Genomic DNA, 26,215 nt, shown 5'->3' with positions numbered 1-26,215 from the left:
GTGTTGGCGAAGGGGAACTTCATGTCCACACCACTGTGCCTTCGCGAATATCTACCCACTGCAGGCACTGTTCTGGATTCACATCGATCGCTCTTTCCGCGCCTTCACGCGCCCATGGGGGCACCCAGCACAGCAGCGCCGGCCCCCAGCTGACATCGGAGCCAGAAGGGGGAGGCACCGGCGCGATCCACGTGTCCCAGGGGGGCATGTTGTTCTGGTCAAAATACCCACTCGTGGCCACATAGGCTGCCCCGTCTGACAGCGAGTACGCCGGCTCGACCACCAGAAACGCTTGGGGGCGTCGCACTTCCCGTTCCACGGTCAGGTCCGAATGATGACCGGAGTCCGTGGCCGCAGACAGCAAGTGTCGCCGCTCAGCTTGAAATGCTGTCAGCTCAGCTGTCAGGTCAGCGCTATCGAACGTTTCGTAGGTGCTGAGAACCGTGGTGAACGGAGCCAATGCCCGGCTTCGGAGTGCCATGGCAGGCAGTGAAGCGGCAAGATCTGACGCCCACCACGACGCCCAACTTGGATGGTCAAAGGCCAAGGGCTCAATCGAAGCCAGAAGGGCGGCTTCATCGAACGCTGGAACACAACGTCTGATGTACGTCAGACACTCGTCCAGGGCACCCAGAACAGACATAGGACGTTGTACCACCTTGGCCTACACGCCCTGGGCGAACAAGAGGCCTACCAGAAAGAGGCAGAAGCCGTCAGAGTCTTGGCTCTGGGAAAAAAGAACGTCACTAAGCAGAAGGTTGCTCAGAATTAGCGGCTCCTGGGGACTGGCGCCCAGGCCAGGCCATCAGTGCCCTTCCAGAGGTTCGCTACCGAAGTCACACAAGCCCATCCCCATCCTGGGAATATGAAGGTCAGCCTAAGCTCCGCTCAAGAGTTTCCCAGGGTATTCCCAGGGGGTTTCCTAACCTGAACTCACTTCAGGACAAGGAGACACCATGAACTTCATTCGCACCCTGCTGTCGACGCTGGCCCTGCTCCTCATGTTCGCTCAGCCCCCAGCCCAGGCCATCAGCGCGCCGCCCCAGGTCCAGATGGAAGGCGACCAGACGATTGACCCGGTGTGGCCGCCCATCTGGTGGCCCTTCTGCCCATGACCGTCCAGACACCGCGCCGGTACGACCTCGCCCTGGACCTGGCCTGCCAGACCATCGGGGCCTGCCTGGACCGCGCGCGCCTGGCGGCCCCCGAGCGCACCCGGCTGCACGCTGCCCTTCAGGATCTACGCCGCACCTGGGGCACACCCGCTCCGCTTGAGCCTCTGCTCCAGACGCTGGGACTGGCGCTGGCCGAGCTGCCCGACGACTGCGCCCTGCCGGCCCGCGTCAGCCTGCACACGATCCGCCAGTGGCGCTGCGAGGTGCAGGAGCCGGGTGCCCTGGGGGCCGTGGGGTGGCCCAGCGGCCTGGTCAGCGCGGCTTCCTGATTCTCTGCGTCTCCCCTTGCCGTTGTCCTGGTCAGCCCTTCCTCTCGCCCCTGCCCTGCCCACCGGAGGCCACCGCGTATGACCGTTTCCCCGTCTCCACGCCACGCCCCAGCCAGCGCGCAGGTGCCAGCGCCGCTGCCCGGTGAGCTGCCGCGCACCGCGCTGCTGGCCGAGGTCACGCAGGCCAGTCGGCGCATCACTGCCCTGATTGCCCCGGCGGGCTACGGCAAAACCACGCTGCTGGGTCAGCTGGCCCGCGCGGCGCAGGCAGACGGACAGGCCACCGTGTGGCTGACCCTGAGCCCAGAAGAGGCGGACCCGGCGCGGCTGGCGCAGGAACTGGCGCGGGTGTGCGCCGCCCTGCCCGGCTTCCGGGACGACGCGCTGCGCCGGGCACTGGCGGCGGGTGGACCCAGTGAGCCCCTGGCCCTGGCCCGCGACCTGAACGACCTGCCGCACAACCTCCTGCTGATTGTGGACCAGACCGAGGCGCTAGGGGCGGCGGGCAGTGCGTGGCTGGGCAGCCTGCTGGGCGCGCTGGGCGAGGGCCACCGCAGCGCGCTGGCCGGCTTTGACCTGGGGCCGCTGCGCCTGGGCCGCGTGCTGGCGGGCGGCGGGCTGCACCTGCTGGACAGTGAGCGACTGGCCTTCAGCCCGGCGGAAGCCGCGCAGTTCTGCGCGCGGCATCCGGGCGCGGTGAGCGCGGGCCACGACCGCTGGCCGCTGGGTCTGGCCCTGTGCGCGGCGGGCGCCGAACTGGGCAGCGCCCTGACGCCGCAGGCCTATCAGGAAGAGCTGCTGGCCTTGCTGCCGCCCTCCCTGGACAACCTGATGGACGCCGCCGCCGTGCTGCCCGTCTGGACCGCTGCCGAATTCCGCGCGCTGGGCACCGAGCCGCCCGGCGACTGGGCCCAGACCCTGCTGGGAACGGGCCTGCTGCTGCGCGCACACGGCGACGGCACCTACCGCCCCCACGACCTGCTGCTGGCCGCCCTGCGCCAGCGTCTGGACCGCCGCCCCGACGCGCGCCCGGCCCTGTGCCGCCGCGCCGCCGCGCGCGCCGCGCAGGATGACCGCCCCCTGGAAGCCATCCGCCTGTACCTGCAAGCGGGCGACTCCGCGCAAGCGGTGCAGGTTGCCCAGACCTACGCGCCGGCCCTGGAAGAGCAGTGGGCCTTTGACCTGCTGCGCGAGGTGCTGGCCAGCCTGCCCTACGCGGCCCTGACCCCCGAACTGCGCGTCAAGTTCTGCCTGTGCCTGCTGCATTTTGGCGAGGTGGTGCGCGCCGAGGCGCTGCTGCGCGACCTGCGCGGCCTCTCCCAGGTGCGGGCTGAAGCGCTGTTTCTGCTGAGCGTGGTGGCGTCGCGGCGGGGCGACAGCGCCCGGCAGCTGGCCCTGGCCGAAGACGGCCTGAGTGCCCAGCCCAGCGACCGCGTCCGCACGCGCCTGATGCGGGTGCAGGCCAGCGCGCTGAATGTGCTGGGCCGGAGTCAGGACGCCCTGCCTATCGCCCACGAGGCCCTGGCCCTGGCCCAGGACACCGCGCAGCCCGGCGAGCGGGCGCACCTGCTGGCCCTGCTGAACGCCCTGCACGCCTTTACCCGCACGCCCCTGGCCGAACGCGAGGCTGTGATTCGCGCGGGAGTGCGCGCCTACCAGCGCGCGGGGCTGCCGCAGGCCTGCACCCGGCTGCACGCCTCTTTGGCATACCTGTACCGCCTGCATGGCCGCCTGCAAGACGCCTGGAATGAGTTGCAAGCCGCTCTCACCCTGGAAGGCACCCACCCCACCCCGGACGGCTGCCTGATGCTGGAAGCCCAGGCCGACCTGCATCGCTGGAACGGCGACGACGCCGCTGCCGGCGCCGCGTATGCCCAGGCCCTGGCCGCCGCCGAGGCGCAGGGCGTCAGTTACGTGCAGGCCGCGCTGGGCTACAAGCTGGCTGAACTGGCCCTGCGGGCGGGCGACAGTGCCCAGGCCGGCGCCCAACTGACCCAGGCCCGGTCCTGGGCCTACGAACAGCCCGGCACCTGGACCCAGGGCGCCGCCCGCTTTTACGAGGGCCTGTTTGCCGCGCTGCGCGGCGACGACGCAGCCGCCCAGACCCACCTGCGCGCGGCCCTGACCGACGCGCGCCTAGGCCTGGAAGAACAGGTGCGCGCCCGCGCCTGGCTGTTGCACCTGGCCCCCACCGGCCAGCCCCTCCCGGCCGACGAGGTGGCCGCCCTGGGCGACCTGCTGACCTTTCTAGGCAGTTGCGCCGCCCTGCGGCTGGATCAGCCGGCCCTGACCCCGCTGTATGCGCGGCTGCCGGGCCACTGGCCGGGGCTGGAGGCCCTGACCGGCGGCGCCGCTGCCCCGCTGGCCACCCCCCTGAAACACCAGCGGGTGCCGCTTCAGCTGTCTGTGCTGGGCGGCGGCGTGCAGGTGCAGATTGGCGGGGCCCCCGTGCGAATCGCGCACAGCAAATCGGCCGAGCTGCTGGCGTGGCTGGCCCTGCACGGCCCAGCCACCCGCGAACAACTGGTGGACGCCCTGGCCGGTGGCGGCAGTGAACAGCGGCACATTGACTACATCAAGGTCTCGGTGCGCCGCCTGCGCGCGGCCCTGAGTGAAGCGCCGGGGGTGGGGTTCAATCCCCTGGAATTTCGCGCCGGGCAGTACGCCCTGGCCGACGCCTTCGAGGTGCAGGCCGACGCCCTGACGGTGCGCGCCGCGCGCTGCAGCTGCGACCCGGCAGTGCTGACGCGCGCCCTGGACGCCTACACGGGCCCCCTGCTGCCCCGCCTGGACAGTGCCTGGGCCGACGAGGACCGGCTGGAATTAGAAGAGGAAGTGGTCGCCTGCGCCCTGCGCCTGGCCGAACTGGTGCGGGCGACAGACCCTGAACTGGCCGCGCGCGCCTACCGCCGAGTGCTGGACCTGGACCCGTTACAAGAAGACGCCGCCGAGGCGCTGGTCAGCCTGGTCGGGGACCACGGCCGTGCCAGCGAGGCCAGGCACCTGGGCCGCATCTGCCAGCGCCGTTTAGAGGACGGGCTAGGGGCCTAAGCGGCAAGGAGAGGTCTGCCAGATCACAAGCGGCGGCCTGCGGGCTGAGCGAAGCTCTGCGGCGCCTCCAATGAACTCCGGCCTGTGACAGGTCACAACGGTTCATGCCGATTAACCCTGAACATCTTGAGAGCAGTTCAAGCCGGCAACAAAGCGGGCTGAGAGGCCCGGCGTGGGCCGTCCTAGGCTGTTCTGGGGTGTGGAAGGCATAGACAAAAGCCCACCCACACATCCAGAACCCCGAGGAGCTTTCACCCTGCAGCAGTTTGACGCGGGTGGGCGACGCCCAGGCCTACCGCACCCAGCGTTTCATCAGGGTCAGGAGGCGCTCTGGGGTCACCTGGCGGTATTCCACCTCACCTACGCGCACCAGCGGCACGTCCTCGGGACGGACGCCCGCGCCGCACTGCGCCAGCACCAGTTCCACATTTCCGTCGGCTGTCACCATGCCAGGGCTGATGCGAAGGGCCGTCCACACGGCGTCCAGCAGGTTTTCGCGGTCTTCGGGGGCAAGGTATTCGGTGCAGATTTCCAGACGGGTGACGGGCAAGGGGTCAGCCTCCTTCAGGCGCGCCCATGCTAGCCCATCTGCCGCCGGGGCACCGCAGATGGGCCGCCCAGCGTTCACCGGGCGGCCCTCCTCAACTGCCAAATCGCTACTCTCTTTGCACCTACGAGGCGTCTGGGTGACGGCCGCTTTCGTGCAGAGACACAGGCTTGCCCCGGCGCGCCCGCAGGTTCAGCATCTCGACGGCAATGGCAAAGCCCATCGCAAAGTACGTGTACCCCTTGGGAATCTTGAAGCCAAAACCGTCGGCAATCAGGTTCACGCCAATCAGGAGGAGAAAGGCCAGGGCCAGCATCTTAACGGTGGGATGGGCCTGCACAAAGTCGCCGATGGGCCGCGCCGCCACCAGCATAATCATCACCGTCACGACCACTGCCGCCACCATCACGCCGATGTCGTCGGCCATGCCCACCGCTGTAATCACCGAGTCCAGGCTGAACACGATGTCCAGCAGCATGATTTGCCCGATGATGGCCGCAAAATTGGCCCCGGCGACCTTGCCCGCCGTCGGCCCCGCGTCGTGGGCGCCGGGGCCCTCAAGCTGCTCGTGCATCTCCTTGACGGCCTTGTACAGCAGAAAGAGGCCGCCGAAAATCAGGATCAGGTCGCGGCCACTGAACCCTTGCCCAAAGACCGAAAAGAGGTCGTCTTTCAGGCGGTAAATCCAGGTGATCGAGAACAGCAGACCCAGGCGCATCATCATGGCGCCCAGCAGGCCGATGGTGCGCGCCCGCTGCTGCTGCTCGGGGGGCAGCTTGCCCGCCAGAATCGAGATAAAGATGACATTGTCGATGCCCAGCACCACTTCAAGCAGCAGCAGGGTGCCGAAAGCCAACCAGGCTTCCGGCTGGGAGATCCAACCGAACATGGTTTCCATCAGTTCAGGCTCCAACGCAGAGGAAAGACAGACGCTGCCACGCACGTCTGAGGATGCCGCTGGGGTCAGAGACCGAAACCGCGCCCGTGCGGCGCGCCGACCTCATGGTGGCGGGCCAACCGCCGGGGGTTCGTGTGTACTGGCTTAAGAGGCTTTTAGACTGAGGGGCAGGTCCGGTGCCGTCAAGTGTGAGCAGCAGCGCCATCCAGAAAGACGGCCAGCAGCGCGCGGGCGGTGCCCTGGGGGTCAGCGGCCGGCGCCCCTGTGACCAGCGGGTAGGTCAGGGCGAGAAAGGCGCGGGCCAGTGTGGAGGGCGCGATGTCACCGCGCAGCTCGCCGCGCGCCGAAGCAGCTTCAAAGAGGGCACTCAGGCCGCCCACCCAGACCCGGCGGTAGGCCTGCTCAAAGGCCGCGCGGCGCTCGGGCGAAACGTGGCGCAGTTCGCCGGCCAGTTGCAGGCCCACGCGCTGCTCGGGGGCGGTAGCCAGCAGTTCGTAGACCAGGGTGTCCAGTTGCAGGCGGATGCCCACCTGCGCCTCAGCCGAGGCCACCAGGCGGCTCAGCCCCGCCAGCGTGCCGTCCAGCATGGCCAGGAACAGCGCTTCCTTGTCGGCGTAGTGGTGGTACAGGGCTGGCTTGGTCACGCCCACCGCCTCGGCGACCTCACGCATGCTGACCCCGTGGTAACCGCTCTGCACAAACAGCCGCGCGGCTTCCTGCTGAATACGGGCGCGGGTGGTGTCGGCAGGCGCAGTCACGGGCGGAACGGTCATCGCCCTGCATGATACCCGCCGCTCCCAGTCCCTCCCGCAGCAGTGGCCCTGCCTGCGCGGCTGTGACTTTTTAGACTCCCATTCTAGACATCCACCTGACAAACGTTTATAGAATTAAAAACGCACCACAATTCAAAGCCTGCTCGACAAGGAGTCCCTATGCGCCGAACCCTGGTTCCCGCCGTTATCCTTTCTGCCCTTCTTGCCGCCTGTGGTCAGACCGCACCTCAGACGGCGGCCACCGGCAGTGAGGTCAGCGCCTACGCCGCCCGCCCCGAACTGCAGGACGCCGACAGCCAGGCGATTCTGGCGCGCTACGGCAATGACCCCGAGCTGCTGAAGTCCCTGCAAGAAGCCTACGGCGAGCGGCCTACAGTCCTGAGCCTGCCTGCTGTACCGGCCCTGACGGGGCTGGACTACGCTAGCGACCGCCTGGCGTATGTCAAGCGCGTGGGCTGGGGCACGGTGAGCAACTACAACGGCCAGTACAGCGCCTATGCGGGCACGTCCTCGCCCTACACCGGTCTGGACTGGAGCCGCGACGGCTGCAGCGCCCCCGACGGCCTGGGCCTGGGCTACCGCGAGGATTTCCGCCCGGCATGCAACGTCCATGACTTCGGCTACCGCAACCTCAAGGTGTACCAGCGCACCGACGCCAACCGCAAAACCACCGACGAGGCCTTTCACACCAACATGAAGACCATCTGCGCGGCCAAGAGCTGGTATGCCCGCCCGGCCTGCGTCAGCGCGGCCTATGCGTACTACCAGGCTGTGCGCGTGGGCGGCAGCGGCAGCTTCTAATACAGGGGAAACAGCTGGCGGGAGACACCGCTGGGGACAGGGTTACTTCACCCTGTCCCCTTTTGGTGTGGCACCGTAGCGGCTGAACCTAGAGCAGAAAGCCTGGGTCAGGCGCACAGCTGCACCGGGTGTGGCACGGCCCTGCCTCCTGCACCAGCCGGGCCAACGAGCAGCCTCCTCATGCGGGTTCCGCTTCATTGCAGCACAGCAAAGAAAGGCACCGTCTGCGCGTCCATATCGTGAAATCCGCAGCTGTTCCTGCTCGCTCTCCTGCGGCGCTTTTCAAGCCTGCTGCCTAGCTTTCCAAGTCCGCTCGGATTCCACCCGGCATTCTGCTCGGTTCAATCGGCGTCCGGATCAGCCGGGGTTTGTCCAGTAAGGCCAGCGGTGTCCGCCGGAACAGGTGGCCGTGAACTGTAGCCCCGCCTTGCTGAGACGGGCCGGCTGACCGCACTGGCCACAGACCGGTTTGGCGGGCGTATTGCCCGAACAGTCGCCGCACTTCAGGTAGTAGCTGTATTTGCCGTACTGCACGCTGAGGTGGGTGGACTGACAGTCGCGGCACCTCACCGGGGGCTGCGGGCGGGCCTGCGCCTGCCGCTCCTGCGAGGTGCGAACCGGCGCGCCAGAGGCAGAGCGCTGCGGCGGCTCGGGGGCGGCCTCAGCCGGAGTGTGCTGGGCGCGTAGAAACGCCTGTATGCGCGTCAGCTCTGCTTCGGTCAGGCCGAAGGTGCCGAAAGTTTTTTCAGCCTCCCGTTCAATAAGGCTCTTAACGCGGTCTGGGATCTGGTCGGCCTTGACCAGTTCGGGCACGTCCCGCTTGCGGGTAATGCGGCCCCCATCGGAAATAGCCACCAGCACGTCCCGCCTGACACCTGAAAAGGTCCGCTGCTTGAGGCCCAGCAAAGAGCGGTCCATCAGCTCTGTGGTGTGGTCAGTCAGCAGGGCCAGGAGTAAATCAAGTTGCCGCCGCGCCTGCAAGACCGGCGAGGCCATACCGCGCCCCTGGCGGTTCCACCAGCGGGTCCATTCCCCCTGCTCGTTGATGCTGACCTGGCCCGCCACACTCTTGCTTTCAACCACCACCAGGCCGTACCGGTGCAGCACGAGGTGGTCCAGTTGCGCGACCTCGCCTTTTCGCTCCAGACGCAGATTATGAAAAACGAATTTGCGCGGGTCCTCACCAAAGGCCCTTTTCAGATAAAAGGCCATCTGCCGCTCGGCCTCATAACCTGCCCGGCGCAGGGGATCAGTGAACTGCTGCGGTTCCAGCTCTTTGACGATCATGACCCGCCAAGCCTAGCGCGAAGCAGGCCAGAAAGCCCCTGTCAGCCATGAAAAAAGCCTCACACCATGTCCTCTTCTAACCGCCAGATGTCCTGCGACGTCTCGCGCCCGCGAATCACCCTCCACGCGCCACCCTCGTACAGCACCTCGGCGGGGCGCGGGCGGGTCAGGTAGGTGCTGCTCATGGCGGCGCCGTAGGCTCCAGCCTCGTCAATGGCCAGGAGGTCGCCAGGCTGCGGCGCCGCCAGCGGCACGCCCCGCGCCAGCAGATCGCCGCTTTCACAGGCGGGGCCAGCCAGGTCCCAGGGGCCGGTGCCAGGGCGCGACCACAGGGGCCGGACCGGATGCTGCGCGCCGTACAGCATGGGGCGCAGCAGTTCAGTCATGCCGGCGTCTACCAGGGCAAAGGGGCGGCCCGTGACCTTAGTGCCCACCACGCGGGTCAGCAGCGTGCCGGCCCCTGCCACCAGATAGCGCCCCGGTTCGACCCATAGCCGGGCGCCGAAAGCGGCGGCGGCTTCGTGGGCGGCACGGGCGATGCCGTGTAGATCGGCGTCCAGGCTCCAGCCCCCCCCGGCGTCCAGCACCGCCAGTGGCCCCGTGTGCGGGCGCAGGGCGCTCAGCCGCGCGAAGGCAGCCGTGAAGTCCCCGGCGTCCCGAATCGCGCTGCCGATATGCACGTGGAGCCCCAGGGCCTCGTGCCCGGCGTCCCGCAGGGCCTGGAGGACGCGCGGCGCCTGATCGAGAGTCACCCCGAACTTGCTGCTGGCGGCCCCGGTGGCCAGGTGGTCGTGCGTGCTGACCTTCAGGGCCGGGTTGACCCGCACCAGCGCCCGTGAGGCGGGGGGCAGCAGCCCCACCTCCTCTTCCCGGTCCAGAATGAAAGTGGCACCCAGCCGCCCGCCCTCGGCGTATTCCTGGGCCGTTTTGGCCGGACCGTTAACCAGCACCTGCTCGCCGCCTGCGCCGGCATGGGCGGCGCGGGCCAGTTCTCCGGCACTGACGCACTCGAAGCCCACACCCGAGGCGTGCAGGCGGCGCAGCAGGCTCAGGTTGGGGTTGGCCTTCATGGCGTAATACACCTGCGCGCCCCCGAACGCCGCCCGCACGCGGGCCAGGGCGGCGTCCAGTTCGGCGGCGTCATAGACGTACAGGGGCGTGCCGTAGGTCTGGGCTGCGGCATGCAGGGCAGAGTCGGGAATCGTCACGCGGCGAGTGTAGTACGGACGCTAGTGCAACCGGTTGCACCACCCGTGAGACCCAAGCGGACTCCCAAAGCGGCGCAAGAGGCCCGGAGAGGTGCACAGAACAGCGAGCAGGAGGACAGCGGGCGCCAAGCGTGGAGTTGAGTCATTCGCGCTCTCCCGCCCGGTCAGCGAAGCAGACGGAATTCGTCTTATGGACCCCGCTTGACAGGCCGCAAAGGTCAGCCCAAACTGGTCAGACCACTGACCACTCTGTTGAATCCTCTGGAGGCCCGCCCATGACCCTGCCCCTGCGCCCCGCCCTGCACGCTGAAGACACGATGCTGTCGCGCCTACTGGACGGCACCTACCCACCCGGCAGCCTGCTGCCCGCCGAGCGCGAACTGGCTGCCAGCCTGGGCGTCACCCGCCCGACCCTGCGCGAAGCCCTTCAGCGCCTGGCCAGAGACGGCCTGCTGGAGATTCGCCAGGGAAAACCCACCCGCGTGCGGCACCCGGAAGAAGGGGGCCTGCGGGTTCTGGCCCACCTCTCGCGCACGGGCGACCTGGGCAACCTGGTGCCGCAGCTGCTGGACCTGCGCGCCGCGCTGCTGCCGCACTGGATGGCCGCTGTGCGCGACCCGGCCCGCTTGCAGGCCCACCTGGCCGCCCCCCCGGCCACCGAAGCCCCCGAGGACTTCACTGCCTTTGACTGGACGGTGCAGCACCTGGCCGCCGAGGGCAGCGGCAATCCTCTGGCGCCGCTGCTGCTGGGCGCCTTTCATGAGGTCTACGGGCGGGCCGGGCCGCTGTACTTCGCCGCCCCCGCCGCCCGCGAGCGCGCCCGTGACCACTACCGCGCCCTGCACGCCGCCCTGGCACTGGGACCAGCCGCCGCGCGCCAGGTGGCCCTGACCACCGCGCTGGACAGCGTGGCACTGTGGCAGGAGGCGGCCCGTGGTTGACCTGCTGCAAAAGGCCGTGCCCATCTTCGTGCTGTCACTGCTGATCGAGTGGGCCGCCTACTATTTTCTGCGGGACGACCATGATGGGGACGGCACCGACCCCAAGAAGGGCTACGCTCTGCGCGACACTGCCACCAGCCTGAGCATGGGCGTGGGCAATCTGCTTATCAACGTGGTCTGGAAAGGCGTGGTGGTGACCATCTACGCCGCGCTGTACGAATTAACCCCGCTGCGGCTGCCGCCGGGCGCCTGGTGGGTGTGGGTCCTGCTGTTCTTTCTGGACGACTTCGCCTACTACTGGTTTCACCGCATCAGCCACGAGGTGCGCCTGTTCTGGGCCAGCCACGTCGTTCACCATTCCAGCCAGCATTACAACCTGTCCACGGCGCTGCGCCAGACCTGGGTGCCCATGACCGCGCTGCCCTTCTGGCTGCCGCTGGCCCTGCTGGGCTTCGAGCCGTGGATGATTTTGCTGGCCCAGTCGTGGAACCTGCTGTACCAGTTCTTCGTTCATACCGAGCGCGTGGGGCGCCTGCCCCGCCTGATTGAGTACGTGTTCAGCACCCCCAGCCACCACCGCGCCCACCACGGCAGCAACGACGTGTATCTGGATAAAAATTACGCGGGCATCCTGATGCTCTGGGACCGCCTGCTGGGCACCTTTCAGCCTGAAACCGAGCGGGTGCGCTACGGGCTGGTGCAGAACATTCACACTCATAACCCCGTCGGCGTGGCCTTCCATGAATTTGCGGCCCTGTGGCGCGACGTTCGGCACGCACGCGGCTGGCGCGAGCGCCTGAACTACCTGTTGCGCCCGCCCGGCTGGAAACCGTGACCTACCGCCCCCAGCGCAGCGTGCTGGCCACCTGCGCGGCGACCCTGTCCCAGACGGCCCGCCGCGCGACCGGATAGACCACCAGCACCGCCGCCTCTTCCCCGTTTCTGACCAGCACTTTCTGATAGAAGATGCGCCCGTCTTTCTGAAAGCCGCTCAGGACAAACGCGCCGGGCAGCAGGCGGCGGTAGGTCAGGCGCGCACCCTGCTCCCGCCAGCTCTGCGCTGAGTGGGTTATCCAGGCGGCCGGGGTGGCCTGATTCAGCACGCCCGGCGCGTGGCTGCCCCAGACGCTGACCTTCACCTGCCCGTCGGCACTTTGCCAGCTCTGGCCGTCGCCGTTGTCGGGTGGGCGCTGGGCCAGTAGGCCCGCCGGCGCGGCCACAAGGTAGCCAAAGCGGGCGTTGCCATACGCCGTCAGGGGCGCGGCCAGGGCCGCAGAAGCCAGAACAAGAGCGGCAGGCCACAGGCGCATGCGCCCAGCCTACCGCGTCTGTCTTACGGGCTCCGGTAGAACCGGGCCTTTTCCCTGGTGAAAGCCGAGCAGACTTAAACTGCTGTACAGCAGGGGGAACGGAAGAAACGACGGACGGCCGCGAGACGGCGGCGCAGACGATGCCAGTGGCCGTCTGTGTCACCCCCAGCCGTGCGCCCCTACCACGACATATTGACGCCCACGCCGCCGCCGACCTGCCCCGTCTTGGTGTCCACGCTGAGGTTCACCGAGGCGTTCCAGCGCAGGTCCAGCGGCGACTGGGGCACGCCACTGATTCCATAATTCATGCTGGCGCGGCTGGATGAGGGCGAATAGTTGAGAGACAGCGACTGGTTCACCGTTTTGGCCGCCGCCACCGTGTACGGGGCCGAGGCCACCACCTGCCCTTCGCTGTTCAGGAACGACAGCACGCCTGAATGCGGGGCCGTTGCCAGCAGGGTCACGCTTTGCAGGGTGTTGGCACTCAGGATCAGGCGCTCGTCGCCCGCCTGGCGCGGTGTCAGGCGGGCGTCACTGGCGCGCACGCGCACCTCGGCATTCACGGGGCTCAGGACCGAAAAGGTCAGCATGCCGGCGCTGTGGCCGGGAGCCAGCCGCAGGGCCAGCGCCGCCGGCTGCACCGCAAGCGTGCGCGCCACCTCCAGTTTGGGGGCGGCGCCTTCTTTGACCGTAATGCCCACAGGCGGCGCCGAGAACTGTGCCTGCGCGCCGCCCAGACAGCAAAGAACCAGGAGGAATCGTTTCATGGCTTTCCTTACGGCTTCCGGCTGGAACGCCACCACATCGCAACAGCACCGATGTGCAACCTCCACGCCCGGAACCCGTCTTTCTCTCTGTGGTCGGATGGAGTCGTCGTTGCCAACGAGTCAACCGGAGCCCGGATGAGGTGGCGCGCCGGGACCAGAGCCGCCCGGCGCGCCCGCCCCTCAGCTGTAGTCGCTCGTGCCTTCCAGGCTGAAGGTCACGGTGACGGTCTTGCCCGCCGTCGCCGAAATGGCGGCGTCGCTGGGCAGGCCGATGGTGTACTGCAGCTCGCCCGTGCCGCCGGGGGCCAGGGTCAGGCTGCCCGTGACGGCCGTCACGATCACGTTCCCCTGGTAGCTGCCCGTGACCGCCGAAGTGCCGGTGACCACGATGGGCCGGTCGGTCGTGTTGGTGACTGGCACGCTGATGGTGTAGGTGGCCCCGGGCCGCAAGGCCGAGGCGTCCAGATTCAGGGCTGTGTCGGGCACCTCAAAGTTCACGGCCTCGCCGTAGGCGCCGCTGGCGGTGACCGTCATGGAGGCGCGGTCGTAGGTGTCGCCGGTCGAGGTCTCAGCCAGGGCAGAGGGCAGCAGCAGCAGGGTGGTCAGGGCCAGCACAGAAAATTTACGCATGGGGAAACTCCTTGCCAGACGCAGGGTCTTGGCAGTTATCGCTGGCCTGCCTGAGACAGAAACAGCGTGGAAAAGCCGGTCGCACCACTGGCTCGGCGCGTTCCAGGTGCCCGGATACAGAACGCGTTTCATCGCCTCTTCTCGTCTGGAGGGTCCGGAGCGAGATGGGGCAACTATAGCCGCGCCTTCTCACACCCTCGTCACGCTGGACTCAGGGTTCGAGGATGAAGGCAGAGGGGCCAGTTGCTGTCTGGGTGAGGGTTTTTCGGGCTCTGCTTTTGCAACCGCTTCCTGACTGCGCTTTGTCAGACGAACCGGGCACAAGATGAAGGCCGCCCGGCTGGCAATTGCCGCGCACCTCACTCCGGGTTCTGCGGCCCTCTGCTAAGCTGCCCGGCTGTATGAGCGCGCCTGCCCCTCTGCCCCAGCCGGTTCCCTCTCCTGCCACAGCCGCCGGGGAGCGCGTGCTGTGCGCCATGTCCGGCGGGGTGGACAGCAGCGTGACGGCGGCGCTGCTCAAGGACCAGGGCTATCAGGTGGTGGGCGCCATGATGCGTTTCTGGCCCGACGACAAGCGGGTGGACACGTTCGACACCTGCTGCTCGCCCGACGCCGCCTATGAGGCCCGGCGCGTGGCCGAACAGGTGGGCGTGCCGTTTTACCTGCTGGATTACCGCGAGCAGTTTCAGCGCCACATCGTCGGGCCGTTTCTGGATGAATACAGTAAGGGGCGCACGCCCAATCCCTGCGTGAACTGCAACACCAAGGTCAAGTTTGACGAGCTGGTGAAAAAAGCCAAGATGCTGGGCTGCCGCTACGTGGCGACCGGGCATTACGTAAAGCGCGTGGAAAATGCGGCGGGCGAGGTGGAGTTCTGGCGGGGCGACGACCCCCGCAAGGACCAGACGTATTTCCTGTGGGGCACCCCGCGCGACGCGCTGCCGTACATTCTGTTTCCGGTGGGCGAGCTGGAAAAGCCGCGCGTGCGTGAAATTGCGGAGGAACGCGGCCTGCTGACCGCCCGCAAACCCGAAAGCCAAAACATCTGCTTCGTGCCGGGCAAGGTGCAGGACTTTGTGGCCGAGCATCTGCCCCAGGCCCAGGGCTACATCCGCGAGATTGCCAGCGGCGAGGTCGTGGGCGAACACCTGGGCACTCAGTTTTACACCCTGGGCCAGAAAAAGGGTCTGGGCCTGTACCAGACCCACCGCGTCCGGCATGTGGTTCACCTGGACCCGGCCACCAACACGGTCTGGGTGGGCGACCACGACGAGTGCCTGTGGCCAGGGCTGCGCGCCAGCAGCGCGAACTATCTGGTGGACCTAGCCGAATTGCCGCAGGAGCTAGAGGTGCAGGTGCGCTACCGCACGGCGCCTGTCAAAGCGCGCGTGGTGCGGGCCGATGAGCACGGCTTTGAGCTGGCCTTTGCTGAGCCTCAGTTTGCCGTGGCCCCTGGCCAGAGCGCCGTGCTGTACGCCGGACCGCGCCTGCTGGGCGGCGGGCTGATTGAAGACCACACCCGCGACCTGCCGCCCCTAAAGCCCGTCCCGAAGAAGCGTCCCGCTGTACAGCTGAGCTGAGAGTAGAGGCCGGAGAGGCGCTGACGCCTAAGGTAAGAACCGGTAGAGGGCGGCTGCGGCGATAGCCAACGGCCCCGCTGGCAGAACCAAGGAGCGAGCTGGAGATTCCAGCGCTGGCGTAACCCAGGTGTGGCCACCTCTGGCCTCCGGCCACGCTCATACAGCTTCCGTCTGTTTCTCTGGCAAACCGGGAGAGCGCCGGGTGGCATATCTCACGCCCGGAACCTGTGTTGCTCTCCTTCGCACTGCGGCGCAGCTTTTCAAGTTCGCCCGAATTCAAGCGTTTTTGTAGACGATTGAATCCGGGTCCGTCTCCCAGCGGAACTCAGCGTGGTTGAGGGGCGTTGGTGGCCCCTCAATGGAACTGGCAGCGGCTGTCAGGCCCCGTAACCTTCAGATGCCGGCGAACCTCGGCCAGACCCATCAGCAACCCAGCCAGGCTGATCAGGCCAAACGGCAGAATCTCGGGCAGCAGAATCAGGGGCAGACTTAGCCAGCGCCAGCGCCGCCCCGTCACTACCAATAGCGCGCCGTACAGCACCACCAAGGCCAGCCGGGTGGCGTACATCACCCCAAACGCAACCACCTGACCAGAGCGCCCAACCGTCAGCATGGGCAACACCACCAACAGCACCCCCAGCACACCAAACCTTAGCGTCCAGCGCCACAGCCGCCAGCCTTGCTGCTGGTGCTGACTGTCCAAGCGGGTCACTCGGGGCGTCACCTCAGGGCCACCGGGGGACATAGCAAACTGTGCGGGCGCAGGCGGCGGGCTAGGCCGGGGAACTCCGGGTCAGGGCGGCCTCCTCACGCCCAGCCTTGACGGGATGGCGTCCCCAGCGGGAGGGGCCACACTTTAGGAGCGCTTCCCCGGTCACTAGGTCCAGCAGGGGCGTCAACTGTCGGTCCAGTGTAAGGGCACGCCAGACGGGCAGCAGTGGGTCCACGCGTCTGACCAGAAAGCCGCTCAAGCACCGGGACTACCCATATCACCTGTCACGCAGCAGCGGCTGGGCCGCCATCAGTACGCCTGGCCCGGCTCCACGCGGCCTTCGGGGTCGCGGCCCTGTTGCAGGTCAATCAGAAAGTCGCGGGTCAGCGCGGCACCTCGCGCCACGAGGTCGGCGGTGGTGCTGGCAATGTGGGGGGTCAGAATGACGTTTGGCAGGGTCCACAGCGGGTGGTCAGCGGGCAGCGGCTCGGGGTCGGTCACGTCCAGCACCGCGCCGCCCAGGTGGCCAGCCTCCAGCGCCGCCACTAAGTCGGCCGTGACGACCAGGCCGCCGCGCCCCACGTTGCACAGCCACGCGCTGGGGTTCAGCCGGGCCAGCACATCGGCGTTCACAATGCCCTTTGTCTCTGGCGTCTGCGGCAGCAGCAGGACCACCCAGTCGGCCTGCGACAGCAGTTCGTCGCGCTCGGCTTCAGAGGTGTCGCTGCGAATCCCGCTGACCTCGGCGCCGTGCGGCGTGAGCACCGCCTCCAACTCGCGGCCAATGTGCCCGTGTCCCCACAGCACGACCCGCGCGCTGTCCAGGGTGGCCAGCCCCGACTGCCCCGGCGAAGGCGGGGGCGCCCACTCGCGGCGGGCCTGAGCGTCCCGGAAGAGGTGCAGGCCGCGTGACGCTGCCAGCATGCCGGCGAGCGCGTGTACCGCCACCGCGTGGCTGTGCAGGCGGCTGGCGTTATACAGTGCCACCCCCTCTGGCAACTGCCCCTGCACATGCTCGATGCCCGCCGTCAGGGTCAGCGCCCAGGTCAGTCCCGGCGCCGCCAGCAACCGGGCGCGGGTGTCCGGGCCAGTCAGCCACAGCACCGCGCCGTCCGCCGCCCCTTCAGGCACCTCGGTACGGGTATAGAACGCGAGGTCCACGCCAGGGACGCCGCCCTCATCGTGGGCCGCCAGGGCACGGAATTCGGGCAGGTCGGGAACAAGAACACGCATGTCCCGTATTTTGCCCCGTTCCTCAGGCGCCGCAGAGCAACCTCAACCGGCGCTCAAGACTTCAGGGGCACGACACCTGAACACCTGGGCACCGTCCATCTCTCTCGGGACCCCGCTGTCAGTTCTCGCTCTTATGAGAGACAGATTCCGTCTGCTTCGTTGACACATCGGAAGAGAATCGACGTGTCAACGCCACGCCCGTCAACCCGGTTTTTCTTCCTCACGCCCTGCTGCGAAGCGCTCCGAGGCTGCTATGCCGCTTTCCAACTTCGCCCGGATTCCATCATGTGTGCAAACGACTGAAGCCGCGTCGGTATGAAACTCGTTCAGGCTGCGGAGTGCTGTATCAGGGTCCCCAGACCCTGCTCGTCAACTCTCACCAGCCTCGCCCTGCGCTGTCAGCCAGGCCTGCCGGGTCAGCTCCATATGGACGTCGGTGCGGCCGGGGCGAGTGGTGCGGCCCACCTCGTGAAAACCGCAGGCGGCGAAGGCCCGCTGCGCGCGGCGGTTGTGGGCAAAGGTCGTCAGGCGAATACGGGTCAGCGGCGTGTCGCGTTCCTCAAAGGCCCAGCGCACCAGCGCTCCCACCGCGGCGCGGCCGTAGCCCTGCCCCCACAGCGCCGGCAGCCCAATCATGACGCCCAGGGTGGCGGCGGTGGGGGTCAGCGGGGGCGGCGGGCGCAGGTCGTACAGTTCGGCGCTGCCGATCAGCTGGCCGGCCTCGTCCAGCACGCCGAAGCCAGCGCGCTCGCCGGTACGTTCCTCGTCCTGCATGACGCGGCGAAACAGCCATTCCGGCATGCGGATGGGCCGGGCGTCGTTCCAGTCGGCCAGTTCGCGGCTGCGAAAAAATCCGTGCAGCGCGCGCCACTCCGGCGGCGTGAAGTCCAGCACCGGCTTGAGGCTCACGCGCGGCACTCCTGGCGCGGCTTCAGTCACGTGGAGGGCTCGCCTCCGGCCCCGGCTGCACCGTGCCCAGCGCGCGGGTCACGTCACGGGTCAGCCGCTCCAGATGAAAGGCGTCGCCCTCCGCGCGCTCGACCCGGCGGGTCGGCAGGTCCATGACCAGCAGCGCCAGCACCTCGCCCCCGGCATGGCGTATGAACACGCCAGGGTGCTCCGCCAGTGCCTCCTGATCCGCTGCGCCCAGCAATGACCAGGCCGGGTCGGCAGGGGTCAGCCCCAGGTGGGCGGTGGGCAGGCGGTGGGCGCTCAGCGCGCCGTCCAGCCACGCCAGGGCGCCGGGTTGCCCACCGATCAGCCCCTGCTCGATGTGCGGGCGCGGCTGGTTGTAGCGAACCGGGCGCCCGTCGCGGCGGCGCAGGTCGCCCCCAGCGGCGCGCAGCAGAGCGTGCCCGGCGGCAATATCCCACTCGCTGCGCGGCGACATGGTAAAGGTCACGTCGGCCTGACCAGCGGCAATGCGGGCCAGCTTCAGGGCAATGCTGCCGCTGGGCACCATGCCGGGCAGCGGCACAGCGTGCAGTTCGCGGCTGTGCTCGGTGTCCGACACCGCCACCCGCCACTCCGGGCCAGCCGCCGCCGGGGGCACGGGTTGACCATTCAGGGTCACGCCGGCACCCACTACCCCCACAAACAGCTCATGGGTGGCGGGGGCATAGACCACGCCCAGCACGGCCTCACCGTTTACGGCCAGGCCGATACTGACGCAGTAGTCGGGACTGCCGGTGGAAAACTCCTTGGTGCCGTCAATGGGGTCAATGATCCAGACCCGCCTACGGGTCAGGCGCTCGGGGCTGTCGGCCTCCTCTTCTGACAGCAGGCCGTCATCCGGAAAAGCCTGCGCCAGGCTGCGCGTAATCAGCGCAGAGGCCTCGCGGTCAGCAGCGGTGACCGGGTCGTCGGCGCTGGTCTTGTGTTCCACGGTCAGGCCCGCGCGCAGGTGCGAGAGCAGCAGCGCGCCGGCCTCGCGCGCCAGCCGCTCGGCGGCTCTTTGCTCAGGGGCCAGGAGGTCAGAAGAAAACGTCGTCATCTGCCTCCGAGGATAACGGCCGGCCCTCGGACTTCGGCCCCAGCAGCGCCGCCGAGGGGCACAGCCCCTGCAGGACGCAGCGGTCGCAGCGCGGGTGGCGGGCGGTGCAGGTGGCGCGGCCATGCCGCACCCCGGCGACATGCAGGGCCAGACGGTCGGGGGCCGTGCGCGGCGTCACCGCGTCGTACCAGCGCGTGACGCGCGCGGCACTCCAGGCGTCCGGCACCCACTCCAGGCGCCGCGCCAGCCGGTCCAGATTGCCCTCGACCGGCATGGCGGCGCGGTGCAGATCAAACAGCAGCAGCAGGCTGGCAGTGTGCCGGCCCACCCCCGGCAGACTTTCCAGGGCGGCGCGGGCCTGCTCGTCCGTCAAGCCGACCAGGTCGCCCAGGCCCAAGGAGTGGCCACCTGCCTGGGCGCGCTCGGCCAGGGCCGTCAGGAGGCCGTACAGGTGGGCCGCTTTGGCCCGGTGCAGGCCACCACCCGCATCCTTCAGGGTGGTTTCTATGCCGTCTGGACCGTCCAGCAACGCCGCTTCCCAGGCTGGATAGGCCGCCCGCAGCGCACGAAACTGACGGTCAGCGGCCTCACGGGTGTTTTGCTGACCCAGGATGGTGCGAATCAGTTCATTCAGCAGGTCCGGCTGGCGGGTGCGGGGCGGCGCCGCGCCGTCCGGCAGATAGGCCGCCACCAGGCGGCGCGTAACTTCCGCGAGGGTGTCAGGCACAGAGAACACTTCAGGAACGCGCGGCATCCCTGGCAGGCTAGGGCGGCGAAGGCACAGACACCGTGGCGGCAGGCGCGGTTGACCGGCACCACGGGAAAATCGGGCGGCCGGCTCCTGGGCAGACCTCAGCGGATTCCATACGGTGTCCAGAAAATTCCGGAACGTACTGCAACGTCTTTCCGACCAGACCTGGACAGCGGCACCGCAGGCTCGGAGAGCTTCTCAGAAGAGGGGCAAAAGAATGGACTTCCGGGCCTTGGAGAAACCTCCGGCGGTGTCCCGGAGATTATGAAAGTGGACGGAGGCCGCAGCAGGTGGCCGGCTGGTGAGCCTGTGCCGCCTGCCGGCTGACCCTACTGGTTCATCTGCTCAATGCTGTCTTTGAGGCGAGACCAATTCATTTGCCTATGGGACTCAAATCCAGTGTCGAGGCTAACCGGATGAACCACAACAGCCTTTGAATGGGCCAGTCCATTTCACGTCACCCCTCTGAACCGTCCCTCTGCCTTCAGGCATTACCGGGCGCGCAGGGCGGTGCGGTTGCCGGCTGTATCAATGGCCTGAATATCGGCCCAGATGCCGGTGGTCTCGGCGTAAAACTCCACGCTCTGCCCTGGCGTGATGTTCAGGCGGTTGCCGTCCACCGTGATTTGTGCCACCCGCACGTTGTCCGTCACGGTGCCGGCCACACGAATCACGGTGCCGCTGCGTTCAAAGCGCGTGACCTTGATGACCGGGCGCGTGGGGTCCACGCTGACGGGCAGGACCAGGCTGGATGTGTTGCCCGCCGCATCCTGGGCAGCGATGGTGTAGCGGCCGGTGGGGGTACTCAGGACTGCCTGAAACTGAAAGCGGGCAATCTTGTTGCTGCCCGGCTGGATGGAAATGGGCTTGCCGTCCACCGTGATCTGCGTGACGCCCACATCGTCCAGCACGTAGCCCTGAATCAGAAAGCGGGCGCTGGTGCCGCCGTTGCCTGCGCCGCTGGTCACCGAGATGCGCGGCTTGAAGGTGTCGGTGGTGCGGGCGCAGCCGCCCAGTGTCAGGCTCAGGGCGGCGCCCAGCAGGGCAAGGGCGGGCAGACGCATACAGGGAGCAGTATAGAGGCCGCCGGGAACAGCGGCGGTGGAAGAGGCCAGGCGTCAGGGGCGGTACCTGCAGCACACCGTCCTGTCCCACCCGTCTTGACGGCCTGACCCCCGCTCCACTCGCCCGCCCTACAATGCCCGGCGTGAATTCTGCCGTCCCCACCGACCCCGCCGCGCCGCGTCTGGCGGCCATTCCCGAAGGCACGCGCGACGTGTTGCCCCCCGAGTGGGCGCAGCGTGAGGCCATTCGCGCGCAGCTGTCGGCCTGCTTCAGCCGCTGGGGCTACCGGGGCGTGGAGGTCCCAGCCCTGGAATACGCGGCGCCCCAGCATCCGCAAGACGCCCTGGCCTTCAAGCTGATTGATTCGGGCGGGCAGGTGCTGGCGCTGCGCAGCGAATTCACGACGGCGGTGGGGCGCCTGGCCCGTACCCGCTTCCCGCAAGGGCCGTATCCGCTGCGGCTGCAGTACAGCGGCCGGCTGTGGCTGCGCGCCCTGAGCAGCGAACTGGGCCGCCTGCGCGAATTTAACCAGCTGGGCGTGGAGCTGCTGGGCGTGGCGACGCCGGCCAGTGACGCTGAACTGCTGCACCTGGCTGCCGCCGCCCTGGATGCGGTGGGGGTGGGGGCGCAGCTGGAAGTGGGCTATCCCGGCTACGTGGACGCCGTGCTGGAAGACGCCGGCCTCCACGGCCCGGCGCGCGCCGCCCTGCACGACGCGGTGGACCGCAAAAGTGGCGCCGATGTCGAACTGCTGGCCGGGCAGTTCAGTCTGGACGCCGATACCCGTCGCACCCTGCACGCCCTGACCGACCTCTACGGCGGCCCCGAGGTGCTCGACGCCGCCGAGGCGCTGGCCGGTGGCGAGCGGGCGCGCGAAGCGGTGGCCCACCTGCGGGTGGTCGCCGCGCGCTACGGCGGGCCGCTGCTGTTTGACCTGGGCGTCAGCCGCCGCTACGGCTACTACACGGGCCTGACCTTCCGGGCCTATGCGGCGGGCATCAACCAGCCGGTGCTGGGCGGCGGCCGGTACGCTCTGGACGGCGGCGCCCTGCCCGGCGCCGGGTTCGCCCTGGGCCTGGAGCGCCTGATGCGCGCCCTGGCGCCCAGCCTGCCCCCCGAGCCAGAGGTGGTGCTGGCCCTGGACCTGACGGCCGCCCAGGTGGCCCGCGCCCAGGGGCTCTACGCCGAACTGGCCTGGACCGACGACGAAGCGCAGCTGCGCGCCTTTTGCGCCGCACGCGGCATTGAGCGCTGGGTCAGCAGTGGCCCGGCCGGCGCCGAATTTACGGCGGTGAACGCATGACCCCAGCCCCCACCCACGGCCCGCAGCACCTGACCCTGGCGCTGCCCAAGGGCCGCATTCTGGAAGAAGCCGTGGCCCTGCTGGCGCGCGCGGGCCTGCCGCTGACCGTTCCCGAAAAGTCCCGCGCCCTGCGCCACGAATTTCCGGGCGTCACTGTGCTGGAACTGCGCAATCAGGACGTGCCCGTCTACGTAGACCTGGGCGTGGCCGACGCAGGCATCGTGGGCAAGGATGTGCTGCTGGAATCTGGCCGGGCCGTCTACGAACCGGTGGACCTGCGCTTTGCCGGGTGCCGCCTGTCCCTGATTCGAGAGGTCGGGGCCTCGGGCGACATCTCGCGGGTGGGCACCAAGTACCCCCGCGCCGCCCGCGCCTACCTGAACGCGCGCGGCATCCCGGCCGAGATTGTCAAGCTCAGCGGCAATATTGAGCTGGCGTGCCTGACCGGCCTGGCCGACGCCGTGGTGGACCTCGTACAGACCGGCAGCACCCTCAGGGCCAACCACTTGGAGGAAGTGGACGTGCTGTTTCATTCCAGCGCCCGCCTGATCGTCAACCGCGCGGCCCTGAAGGTGCGCCGCGAACGCCTGCGCCCCCTCATTGAGGCCCTGCGCGGGCTGACGCAGGACGTGGAGGGTGGGACGTAAAGGGCGGCACAGCCCCCGGCCCATTGCCCACGCCCCACTGCCTACTGACCAAACGCTACGGTCATCCGTTCCAGCGCCTCGGTGAGCAGCGCCCGGCTGGTCGCAAAGTTCAGGCGCACGAAGCCCTGGTACTGGGCCTTGTGCGCCTCATGGGCAAAGATGGGGCCGTCATGGACCGCGACGCGCGCTTCTTGCAGCAAGAACGCCTGCATGTCGCCCGCGCGGGGGTGGGCGCGCAGGTCCAGCCAGGCCAGGTAGGTCGCCTCGGGGGCCTGCACGCGCGCCCAGGGCCAGTGGGTGTGCATGTACTCGACCAGAAAGTCGCGGTTGCTGCGCAGGTAAGCCAGGGTTTCCGAGAGCCAGGGGCCGCCCTCTTTCAGCGCGGCGCGCCACATGGTCACGCTCAGGGCGCTTTCGTGGCCCATCAGGCCGCCCGCTGCCCGGCGCACCCGCGCCACCAGGGCCGCGTTGTGGCTGACCATCGCGCCGATGCCCAGCCCCGCCGTGTTGTACGCCTTGCACGGCCCGGTCAGGGTCAGGGTGCGGCTCTGCACGCGCGGGTCAGCGGCAAAGGCCTCAAAGGGTTCACCGGTAAAGCGCAGGTCGGCGTGCAGCTCGTCACTCATCACGAAGAGGTCGCGCGCCAGCACCAGCTCGCGCAGCCGGCGCAGTTCATCGGCGGTCCACACGCGCCCAGTGGGGTTGTGTGGATGGCACAGCAGCAGCAGCCGCGCCCCGCGTGAGGCCGCGTCCAGCGCCGCCCAGTTGATCTCGTAGCCGGCGCCCGTCTCGCGCAGCGGCACCCCCGCCACCCGGCGCCCCTGATCGGTGATGCTCAGGTGAAAGGGGTGGTAGATGGGGGTCATCGTGACCACCGGCTCGCCGGGGCTGGTCAGGGCGTGAACGGCGGCGTAGATGCCCGGCACCACGCCCGGCAAAAAGGTGATGCCTCCTTCGGGCAGGTCGCCCAGACCCTGACCAGCGAGCTTCTCACTCAGGGCCGCTTTCAGGGCTGGGTCGCCCATCAGCTGCGCGTAGCCCAGACCATGCTTCAGGCGGTCTTCCAGCGCAGCCACGATGGGCGGCGCCACCGGATAGTCCATGTCGGCAATCCACAGCGGAATCACGTCTTCGGGGTGCAGCGTCCACTTGAACGAATCCGGGTGGCGCAGGGCGGCCTGGTCCAGCGTGTCGCGCGGGTCGAGAACCGGCGGAGGGGCGTCCGTCATGCGCCGAGCATACGCCCGCTGTCTGAGGAAAGGCGGGGGCGGCCCACAGTATGCTGGGCGCCATGCTGGCGATTATCGGTGCGATGGACGAAGAAATTGAGGTCTTGCTGGCCGACTTGCAGGCCCGCGAAGACCTGACCTTTCCCGGCGTGACCCTGCACCGGGGCGCCCTGGACGGCGTGCCGGTGCTGCTGACGCGCGGCGGGATCGGCAAGGTGAACGCTGCCATGACGACCACCTACCTGCTGACCCAGGGGGCCACCCGCATCATCTTTACCGGCGTGGCCGGCGGCGTTCACCCGGACCTGAAGGTCGGGGACATCGTGGTGAGCACCGACTGCGTGCAGCACGACGTGGACGTGACGGCGCTGAACTATCCCATCGGCACCGTGCCGGGCGAAACGCCGTCCTGGGCCGCCGACCCCATCCTGCGTGCGGTGGCCCTGGAAGCCGCCGGGGAGGTGCCGGGCGTGCGCGCCCTGGAAGGCCGGGTGGCCAGCGGCGATCAGTTCATCGCCTCACGAGACGAGGTCGGGCGCCTGTGGACCGCCTTTGGCGCCGCCTGCGCCGAGATGGAGGGCGCGGCGGTGGCCCAGGTGTGTGCCAAGGCGGGCGTGCCCTTTGTGGTCATCCGCTCGGTCAGCGACACCGCCGACCAGGACGCCCAGGTGGATTACCGCGAGTTCATGCCGCAGGTGGCCCGCCACGCCAAACAGGTCGTGCGCGGCATGCTGGCCCGTCTGAGCGGTCAGGCGCCGGCCGCTGGCCCCAGCGCGGGCTAAAGGAGCGCCTGTGCCGGCCCCAGCGCGCTTTGTCCTGGGCCTGGGCGTGCTGCTGGCGTTTGCCGCAGCCGGCCAGGCCCTGGCCAGCGGGCTGAAGCTGCCGCTGCCCGGCCCAGTGCTGGGGCTGGCACTGTTGTGGGCCGCTCTGGCGCTGAGGCTGGTGCGCCTGCACTGGATCGAGGACGCCGCCGACGGCCTGCTGAGCGTGCTGGGGCTGCTGTTCGTGCCCGCCACGGTTGGCTTCATTCAGTTTCTGGGTGCAGGCGCGGCGTGGGGCCTGTGGCTGCTGGTGCTGACCGCCGGGCTGCTGCTGGGGGCTGGCGCGGCTGGCCTGCTGGCCACGCGCCTGCTGCGGCCGGAAGAGTAATGCTCTGGCTGGCCCTCACGCTGCTGGCGTTTGGGGTGGGCGTCCTGGCTCAGTCCCGCGCTAAAACACCGCTGACCAACCCCACCCTGGTGGCGACCCTGCTGGTGGCCGGCGCGCTGCTGGTTCTGGCTGTGCCCTACGCCCACTACGCGCAGGCCGTGCAGCCCCTGACCAGCTTGCTGGCCCCGGCGGTGGTGGCGCTGGCCGCGCCACTCTACCGGCACCGGGCGCTGCTGCGGCGGCAGTGGCGGGCGCTGGGGTTGGGGGGAGCGCTCGGCACCGGACTGGCCGTGGCCGCCGACGCTGGTTTGGCCCACCTGCTGAACCTGGCCCCAGAGGCCCAGCGTGCCCTGCTGACCGCCCCCGCCACCAGCCCAGTGGCCCTGCAACTGGCGCCGCTGACCCACGCGCCTCCTGCCCTGGCCGCCACGCTGGCCGTGCTGTCAGGCCTGGTGGGTGCACTGGTGCTGCCGTCAGTCCTGACCCGGCTGGGTGTGGGGCACCCACTGGCCCGCGGCGTGGGGTTGGGCTCGGTGGCCCACGGCATTGGCACTGCGCGGGCACGCGAGGAACACGCGCAGAGTGGCGCGGCGGCCTCGGTGGGCATGGGGCTGGCGGCGCTGCTGGTCACCGGGTTGGTGGGGCTCTTGACCCGGCTGGGGGGATAAGACGGCGAGACCCAGGCCAGAGAGCAGGTACGCCTTGAGGCAGAGCCCGGAACGTGTGGGGCATCAAAGGCAGAAGCTCACGTCAAAGCGTTCGGCTGGGTTGCGGTGAATGAGGTCATCCGGCAGGGCTCTGTTATCAGGACACACTCATGCCCCCCATCGCCTCCCCTATTGCTGTGGCTGCTCGCTCTGCTTCACCCTTCTGCCAGCCCGGCCCAGCCTGCGGCG

Annotated in this window: 28 protein-coding genes and 1 riboswitch; of the genes, 12 read left to right on the top strand and 16 right to left on the bottom strand. The window is 68.5% G+C overall.

Annotation, left to right across the window (positions count from 1 at the left end):
• Nucleotides 1-19: 19 nt before the first annotated feature.
• The gene (locus K7W42_RS05560; RefSeq protein ID WP_224572988.1) at nucleotides 20-481 is read right to left on the bottom strand and encodes a hypothetical protein; all 462 of its coding nucleotides are present in this window, start codon (nucleotides 479-481) and stop codon (nucleotides 20-22) included.
• Nucleotides 482-956: 475 nt separating this feature from the next.
• Here K7W42_RS05560 and K7W42_RS05555 point away from each other — a divergent pair, with 475 nt between their 5' ends.
• From K7W42_RS05555 to K7W42_RS05545, 3 genes are all read left to right on the top strand, one after another.
• Nucleotides 957-1,115: a hypothetical protein gene (locus tag K7W42_RS05555; protein ID WP_224572986.1), complete on the top strand. Its 159-nt coding sequence runs from the start codon at nucleotides 957-959 to the stop codon at nucleotides 1,113-1,115.
• Nucleotides 1,112-1,444 (top strand): hypothetical protein, encoded by a 333-nt coding sequence (locus K7W42_RS05550; protein ID WP_224572984.1) that lies wholly within the window; start codon nucleotides 1,112-1,114, stop codon nucleotides 1,442-1,444. Before K7W42_RS05555 ends, K7W42_RS05550 begins: the two co-directional genes overlap by 4 nt.
• Before the next feature lie 78 nt (nucleotides 1,445-1,522).
• A complete protein-coding gene (locus tag K7W42_RS05545) occupies nucleotides 1,523-4,495 on the top strand; it encodes an AfsR/SARP family transcriptional regulator (RefSeq protein WP_224572982.1) in 2,973 nt (990 codons plus the stop codon).
• A gap of 292 nt (nucleotides 4,496-4,787) precedes the next feature.
• Here K7W42_RS05545 and K7W42_RS05540 read toward each other — a convergent pair whose 3' ends face one another.
• The 3 genes from K7W42_RS05540 to K7W42_RS05530 all read right to left on the bottom strand — a co-directional run bounded on the left by K7W42_RS05540 (nucleotide 4,788) and on the right by K7W42_RS05530 (nucleotide 6,713).
• On the bottom strand, nucleotides 4,788-5,045 hold the full coding sequence (locus tag K7W42_RS05540) for a thioredoxin domain-containing protein (RefSeq protein ID WP_224572980.1): 258 nt from the start codon (nucleotides 5,043-5,045) through the stop codon (nucleotides 4,788-4,790).
• Nucleotides 5,046-5,166: 121 nt separating this feature from the next.
• Complete coding sequence (locus K7W42_RS05535) at nucleotides 5,167-5,943, bottom strand: TerC family protein (protein ID WP_439648853.1); 777 nt, start codon at nucleotides 5,941-5,943, stop codon at nucleotides 5,167-5,169.
• Nucleotides 5,944-6,122: 179 nt separating this feature from the next.
• Nucleotides 6,123-6,713: a TetR/AcrR family transcriptional regulator gene (locus K7W42_RS05530; RefSeq protein ID WP_224572977.1), complete on the bottom strand. Its 591-nt coding sequence runs from the start codon at nucleotides 6,711-6,713 to the stop codon at nucleotides 6,123-6,125.
• 159 nt (nucleotides 6,714-6,872) lie between these two features.
• On the opposite strand from K7W42_RS05530, the gene K7W42_RS05525 reads away from it, so the two are divergent.
• Complete coding sequence (locus K7W42_RS05525) at nucleotides 6,873-7,514, top strand: phospholipase A2 (RefSeq protein ID WP_224572975.1); 642 nt, start codon at nucleotides 6,873-6,875, stop codon at nucleotides 7,512-7,514.
• A 357-nt stretch (nucleotides 7,515-7,871) separates the two neighbouring features.
• Here the strand turns inward: K7W42_RS05525 and K7W42_RS05520 are convergent, their stop codons facing one another.
• Together K7W42_RS05520 and lysA are read right to left on the bottom strand one after the other, a co-directional pair.
• On the bottom strand, nucleotides 7,872-8,801 hold the full coding sequence (locus K7W42_RS05520) for a nuclease-related domain-containing protein (RefSeq protein WP_224572973.1): 930 nt from the start codon (nucleotides 8,799-8,801) through the stop codon (nucleotides 7,872-7,874).
• A gap of 59 nt (nucleotides 8,802-8,860) precedes the next feature.
• The gene (gene lysA / locus K7W42_RS05515) at nucleotides 8,861-10,009 is read right to left on the bottom strand and encodes a diaminopimelate decarboxylase (RefSeq protein ID WP_224572971.1); all 1,149 of its coding nucleotides are present in this window, start codon (nucleotides 10,007-10,009) and stop codon (nucleotides 8,861-8,863) included.
• A gap of 275 nt (nucleotides 10,010-10,284) precedes the next feature.
• On the opposite strand from lysA, the gene K7W42_RS05510 reads away from it, so the two are divergent.
• Nucleotides 10,285-10,950, top strand: a complete 666-nt coding sequence (locus tag K7W42_RS05510; RefSeq protein ID WP_224572970.1) for a GntR family transcriptional regulator — start codon at nucleotides 10,285-10,287, stop codon at nucleotides 10,948-10,950.
• Nucleotides 10,943-11,785 (top strand): sterol desaturase family protein, encoded by an 843-nt coding sequence (locus K7W42_RS05505; protein WP_224572968.1) that lies wholly within the window; start codon nucleotides 10,943-10,945, stop codon nucleotides 11,783-11,785. Before K7W42_RS05510 ends, K7W42_RS05505 begins: the two co-directional genes overlap by 8 nt.
• 1 nt (nucleotide 11,786) lies before the next feature.
• Here the strand turns inward: K7W42_RS05505 and K7W42_RS05500 are convergent, their stop codons facing one another.
• The 3 genes from K7W42_RS05500 to K7W42_RS05490 form a co-directional block, all read right to left on the bottom strand.
• Nucleotides 11,787-12,260 (bottom strand): hypothetical protein, encoded by a 474-nt coding sequence (locus K7W42_RS05500; RefSeq protein WP_224572966.1) that lies wholly within the window; start codon nucleotides 12,258-12,260, stop codon nucleotides 11,787-11,789.
• Between the two features lie 179 nt (nucleotides 12,261-12,439).
• Entirely contained in the window at nucleotides 12,440-13,027 is a 588-nt protein-coding gene (locus tag K7W42_RS05495; RefSeq protein ID WP_224572964.1) for a hypothetical protein, read from the bottom strand.
• 180 nt (nucleotides 13,028-13,207) lie between these two features.
• Nucleotides 13,208-13,657 carry a hypothetical protein gene (locus tag K7W42_RS05490; RefSeq protein ID WP_157460175.1) on the bottom strand — a complete coding sequence of 150 codons (450 nt, stop codon included), beginning with the start codon at nucleotides 13,655-13,657 and terminating at the stop codon, nucleotides 13,208-13,210.
• 64 nt (nucleotides 13,658-13,721) lie between these two features.
• Nucleotides 13,722-13,805: riboswitch (cyclic di-GMP riboswitch) on the bottom strand.
• Between the two features lie 253 nt (nucleotides 13,806-14,058).
• Here K7W42_RS05490 and mnmA point away from each other — a divergent pair.
• The gene (gene mnmA, locus K7W42_RS05485; RefSeq protein WP_224572962.1) at nucleotides 14,059-15,237 is read left to right on the top strand and encodes a tRNA 2-thiouridine(34) synthase MnmA; all 1,179 of its coding nucleotides are present in this window, start codon (nucleotides 14,059-14,061) and stop codon (nucleotides 15,235-15,237) included.
• A 355-nt stretch (nucleotides 15,238-15,592) separates the two neighbouring features.
• Here the strand turns inward: mnmA and K7W42_RS05480 are convergent, their stop codons facing one another.
• From K7W42_RS05480 to K7W42_RS05455, 6 genes are all read right to left on the bottom strand, one after another.
• Nucleotides 15,593-15,961 (bottom strand): hypothetical protein, encoded by a 369-nt coding sequence (locus tag K7W42_RS05480; protein WP_224572960.1) that lies wholly within the window; start codon nucleotides 15,959-15,961, stop codon nucleotides 15,593-15,595.
• A 297-nt stretch (nucleotides 15,962-16,258) separates the two neighbouring features.
• On the bottom strand, nucleotides 16,259-17,182 hold the full coding sequence (locus tag K7W42_RS05475) for a D-2-hydroxyacid dehydrogenase (protein WP_224572959.1): 924 nt from the start codon (nucleotides 17,180-17,182) through the stop codon (nucleotides 16,259-16,261).
• Nucleotides 17,183-17,551: 369 nt separating this feature from the next.
• Nucleotides 17,552-18,121, bottom strand: coding sequence for a GNAT family N-acetyltransferase (locus K7W42_RS05470; RefSeq protein WP_224572958.1), 570 nt, complete (start codon nucleotides 18,119-18,121; stop codon nucleotides 17,552-17,554).
• Nucleotides 18,114-19,175: a 3'(2'),5'-bisphosphate nucleotidase CysQ gene (locus K7W42_RS05465; RefSeq protein WP_224572957.1), complete on the bottom strand. Its 1,062-nt coding sequence runs from the start codon at nucleotides 19,173-19,175 to the stop codon at nucleotides 18,114-18,116. Before K7W42_RS05465 ends, K7W42_RS05470 begins: the two co-directional genes overlap by 8 nt.
• Nucleotides 19,156-19,929, bottom strand: a complete 774-nt coding sequence (locus tag K7W42_RS05460) for an endonuclease III domain-containing protein (protein ID WP_224572956.1) — start codon at nucleotides 19,927-19,929, stop codon at nucleotides 19,156-19,158. Before K7W42_RS05460 ends, K7W42_RS05465 begins: the two co-directional genes overlap by 20 nt.
• A 488-nt stretch (nucleotides 19,930-20,417) precedes the next feature.
• Nucleotides 20,418-20,990: a hypothetical protein gene (locus tag K7W42_RS05455; RefSeq protein WP_224572955.1), complete on the bottom strand. Its 573-nt coding sequence runs from the start codon at nucleotides 20,988-20,990 to the stop codon at nucleotides 20,418-20,420.
• 134 nt (nucleotides 20,991-21,124) lie between these two features.
• Here K7W42_RS05455 and K7W42_RS05450 point away from each other — a divergent pair, with 134 nt between their 5' ends.
• A complete protein-coding gene (locus tag K7W42_RS05450) occupies nucleotides 21,125-22,294 on the top strand; it encodes an ATP phosphoribosyltransferase regulatory subunit (RefSeq protein ID WP_224572954.1) in 1,170 nt (389 codons plus the stop codon).
• Complete coding sequence (hisG, locus tag K7W42_RS05445; protein ID WP_224572953.1) at nucleotides 22,291-22,941, top strand: ATP phosphoribosyltransferase; 651 nt, start codon at nucleotides 22,291-22,293, stop codon at nucleotides 22,939-22,941. Before K7W42_RS05450 ends, hisG begins: the two co-directional genes overlap by 4 nt.
• A gap of 41 nt (nucleotides 22,942-22,982) precedes the next feature.
• Here hisG and K7W42_RS05440 read toward each other — a convergent pair whose 3' ends face one another.
• Nucleotides 22,983-24,170 carry a MalY/PatB family protein gene (locus tag K7W42_RS05440; RefSeq protein ID WP_224572952.1) on the bottom strand — a complete coding sequence of 396 codons (1,188 nt, stop codon included), beginning with the start codon at nucleotides 24,168-24,170 and terminating at the stop codon, nucleotides 22,983-22,985.
• A 62-nt stretch (nucleotides 24,171-24,232) separates the two neighbouring features.
• Here K7W42_RS05440 and K7W42_RS05435 point away from each other — a divergent pair, with 62 nt between their 5' ends.
• Genes K7W42_RS05435 through K7W42_RS05425 form a run of 3 tightly spaced genes read left to right on the top strand, consistent with a single transcriptional unit; the run spans nucleotide 24,233 to nucleotide 25,987 of the window.
• Nucleotides 24,233-24,952: a 5'-methylthioadenosine/adenosylhomocysteine nucleosidase gene (locus tag K7W42_RS05435; RefSeq protein WP_224573163.1), complete on the top strand. Its 720-nt coding sequence runs from the start codon at nucleotides 24,233-24,235 to the stop codon at nucleotides 24,950-24,952.
• Between the two features lie 10 nt (nucleotides 24,953-24,962).
• A complete protein-coding gene (locus K7W42_RS05430) occupies nucleotides 24,963-25,319 on the top strand; it encodes a CidA/LrgA family protein (protein ID WP_224572951.1) in 357 nt (118 codons plus the stop codon).
• Nucleotides 25,319-25,987 (top strand): LrgB family protein, encoded by a 669-nt coding sequence (locus K7W42_RS05425; RefSeq protein WP_224572949.1) that lies wholly within the window; start codon nucleotides 25,319-25,321, stop codon nucleotides 25,985-25,987. The genes K7W42_RS05430 and K7W42_RS05425 overlap by 1 nt, the downstream gene beginning before the upstream one ends.
• The last annotated feature ends 228 nt before the right edge of the window (nucleotides 25,988-26,215 follow it).

Source organism: Deinococcus betulae (assembly GCF_020166395.1).
GTDB lineage: Bacteria > Deinococcota > Deinococci > Deinococcales > Deinococcaceae > Deinococcus > Deinococcus betulae.
Note: the sequence above shows the minus strand (reverse complement) of the source record. Positions and strands in the feature narration are given on the sequence as shown.

Coding starts and splice junctions, on each gene's coding strand:
- K7W42_RS05560 (WP_224572988.1), bottom strand. CDS start 481: ATGGCACTCCGAAGCCGGGCATTGGCTCCGTTCACCACGGTTCTCAGC.
- K7W42_RS05555 (WP_224572986.1), top strand. CDS start 957: ATGAACTTCATTCGCACCCTGCTGTCGACGCTGGCCCTGCTCCTCATG.
- K7W42_RS05550 (WP_224572984.1), top strand. CDS start 1,112: ATGACCGTCCAGACACCGCGCCGGTACGACCTCGCCCTGGACCTGGCC.
- K7W42_RS05545 (WP_224572982.1), top strand. CDS start 1,523: ATGACCGTTTCCCCGTCTCCACGCCACGCCCCAGCCAGCGCGCAGGTG.
- K7W42_RS05530 (WP_224572977.1), bottom strand. CDS start 6,713: ATGACCGTTCCGCCCGTGACTGCGCCTGCCGACACCACCCGCGCCCGT.
- K7W42_RS05525 (WP_224572975.1), top strand. CDS start 6,873: ATGCGCCGAACCCTGGTTCCCGCCGTTATCCTTTCTGCCCTTCTTGCC.
- K7W42_RS05520 (WP_224572973.1), bottom strand. CDS start 8,801: ATGATCGTCAAAGAGCTGGAACCGCAGCAGTTCACTGATCCCCTGCGC.
- K7W42_RS05510 (WP_224572970.1), top strand. CDS start 10,285: ATGACCCTGCCCCTGCGCCCCGCCCTGCACGCTGAAGACACGATGCTG.
- K7W42_RS05500 (WP_224572966.1), bottom strand. CDS start 12,260: ATGCGCCTGTGGCCTGCCGCTCTTGTTCTGGCTTCTGCGGCCCTGGCC.
- K7W42_RS05495 (WP_224572964.1), bottom strand. CDS start 13,027: ATGAAACGATTCCTCCTGGTTCTTTGCTGTCTGGGCGGCGCGCAGGCA.
- K7W42_RS05490 (WP_157460175.1), bottom strand. CDS start 13,657: ATGCGTAAATTTTCTGTGCTGGCCCTGACCACCCTGCTGCTGCTGCCC.
- mnmA (WP_224572962.1), top strand. CDS start 14,059: ATGAGCGCGCCTGCCCCTCTGCCCCAGCCGGTTCCCTCTCCTGCCACA.
- K7W42_RS05475 (WP_224572959.1), bottom strand. CDS start 17,182: ATGCGTGTTCTTGTTCCCGACCTGCCCGAATTCCGTGCCCTGGCGGCC.
- K7W42_RS05465 (WP_224572957.1), bottom strand. CDS start 19,175: ATGACGACGTTTTCTTCTGACCTCCTGGCCCCTGAGCAAAGAGCCGCC.
- K7W42_RS05460 (WP_224572956.1), bottom strand. CDS start 19,929: ATGCCGCGCGTTCCTGAAGTGTTCTCTGTGCCTGACACCCTCGCGGAA.
- K7W42_RS05455 (WP_224572955.1), bottom strand. CDS start 20,990: ATGCGTCTGCCCGCCCTTGCCCTGCTGGGCGCCGCCCTGAGCCTGACA.
- K7W42_RS05450 (WP_224572954.1), top strand. CDS start 21,125: ATGCCCGGCGTGAATTCTGCCGTCCCCACCGACCCCGCCGCGCCGCGT.
- hisG (WP_224572953.1), top strand. CDS start 22,291: ATGACCCCAGCCCCCACCCACGGCCCGCAGCACCTGACCCTGGCGCTG.
- K7W42_RS05440 (WP_224572952.1), bottom strand. CDS start 24,170: ATGACGGACGCCCCTCCGCCGGTTCTCGACCCGCGCGACACGCTGGAC.
- K7W42_RS05435 (WP_224573163.1), top strand. CDS start 24,233: ATGCTGGCGATTATCGGTGCGATGGACGAAGAAATTGAGGTCTTGCTG.
- K7W42_RS05425 (WP_224572949.1), top strand. CDS start 25,319: ATGCTCTGGCTGGCCCTCACGCTGCTGGCGTTTGGGGTGGGCGTCCTG.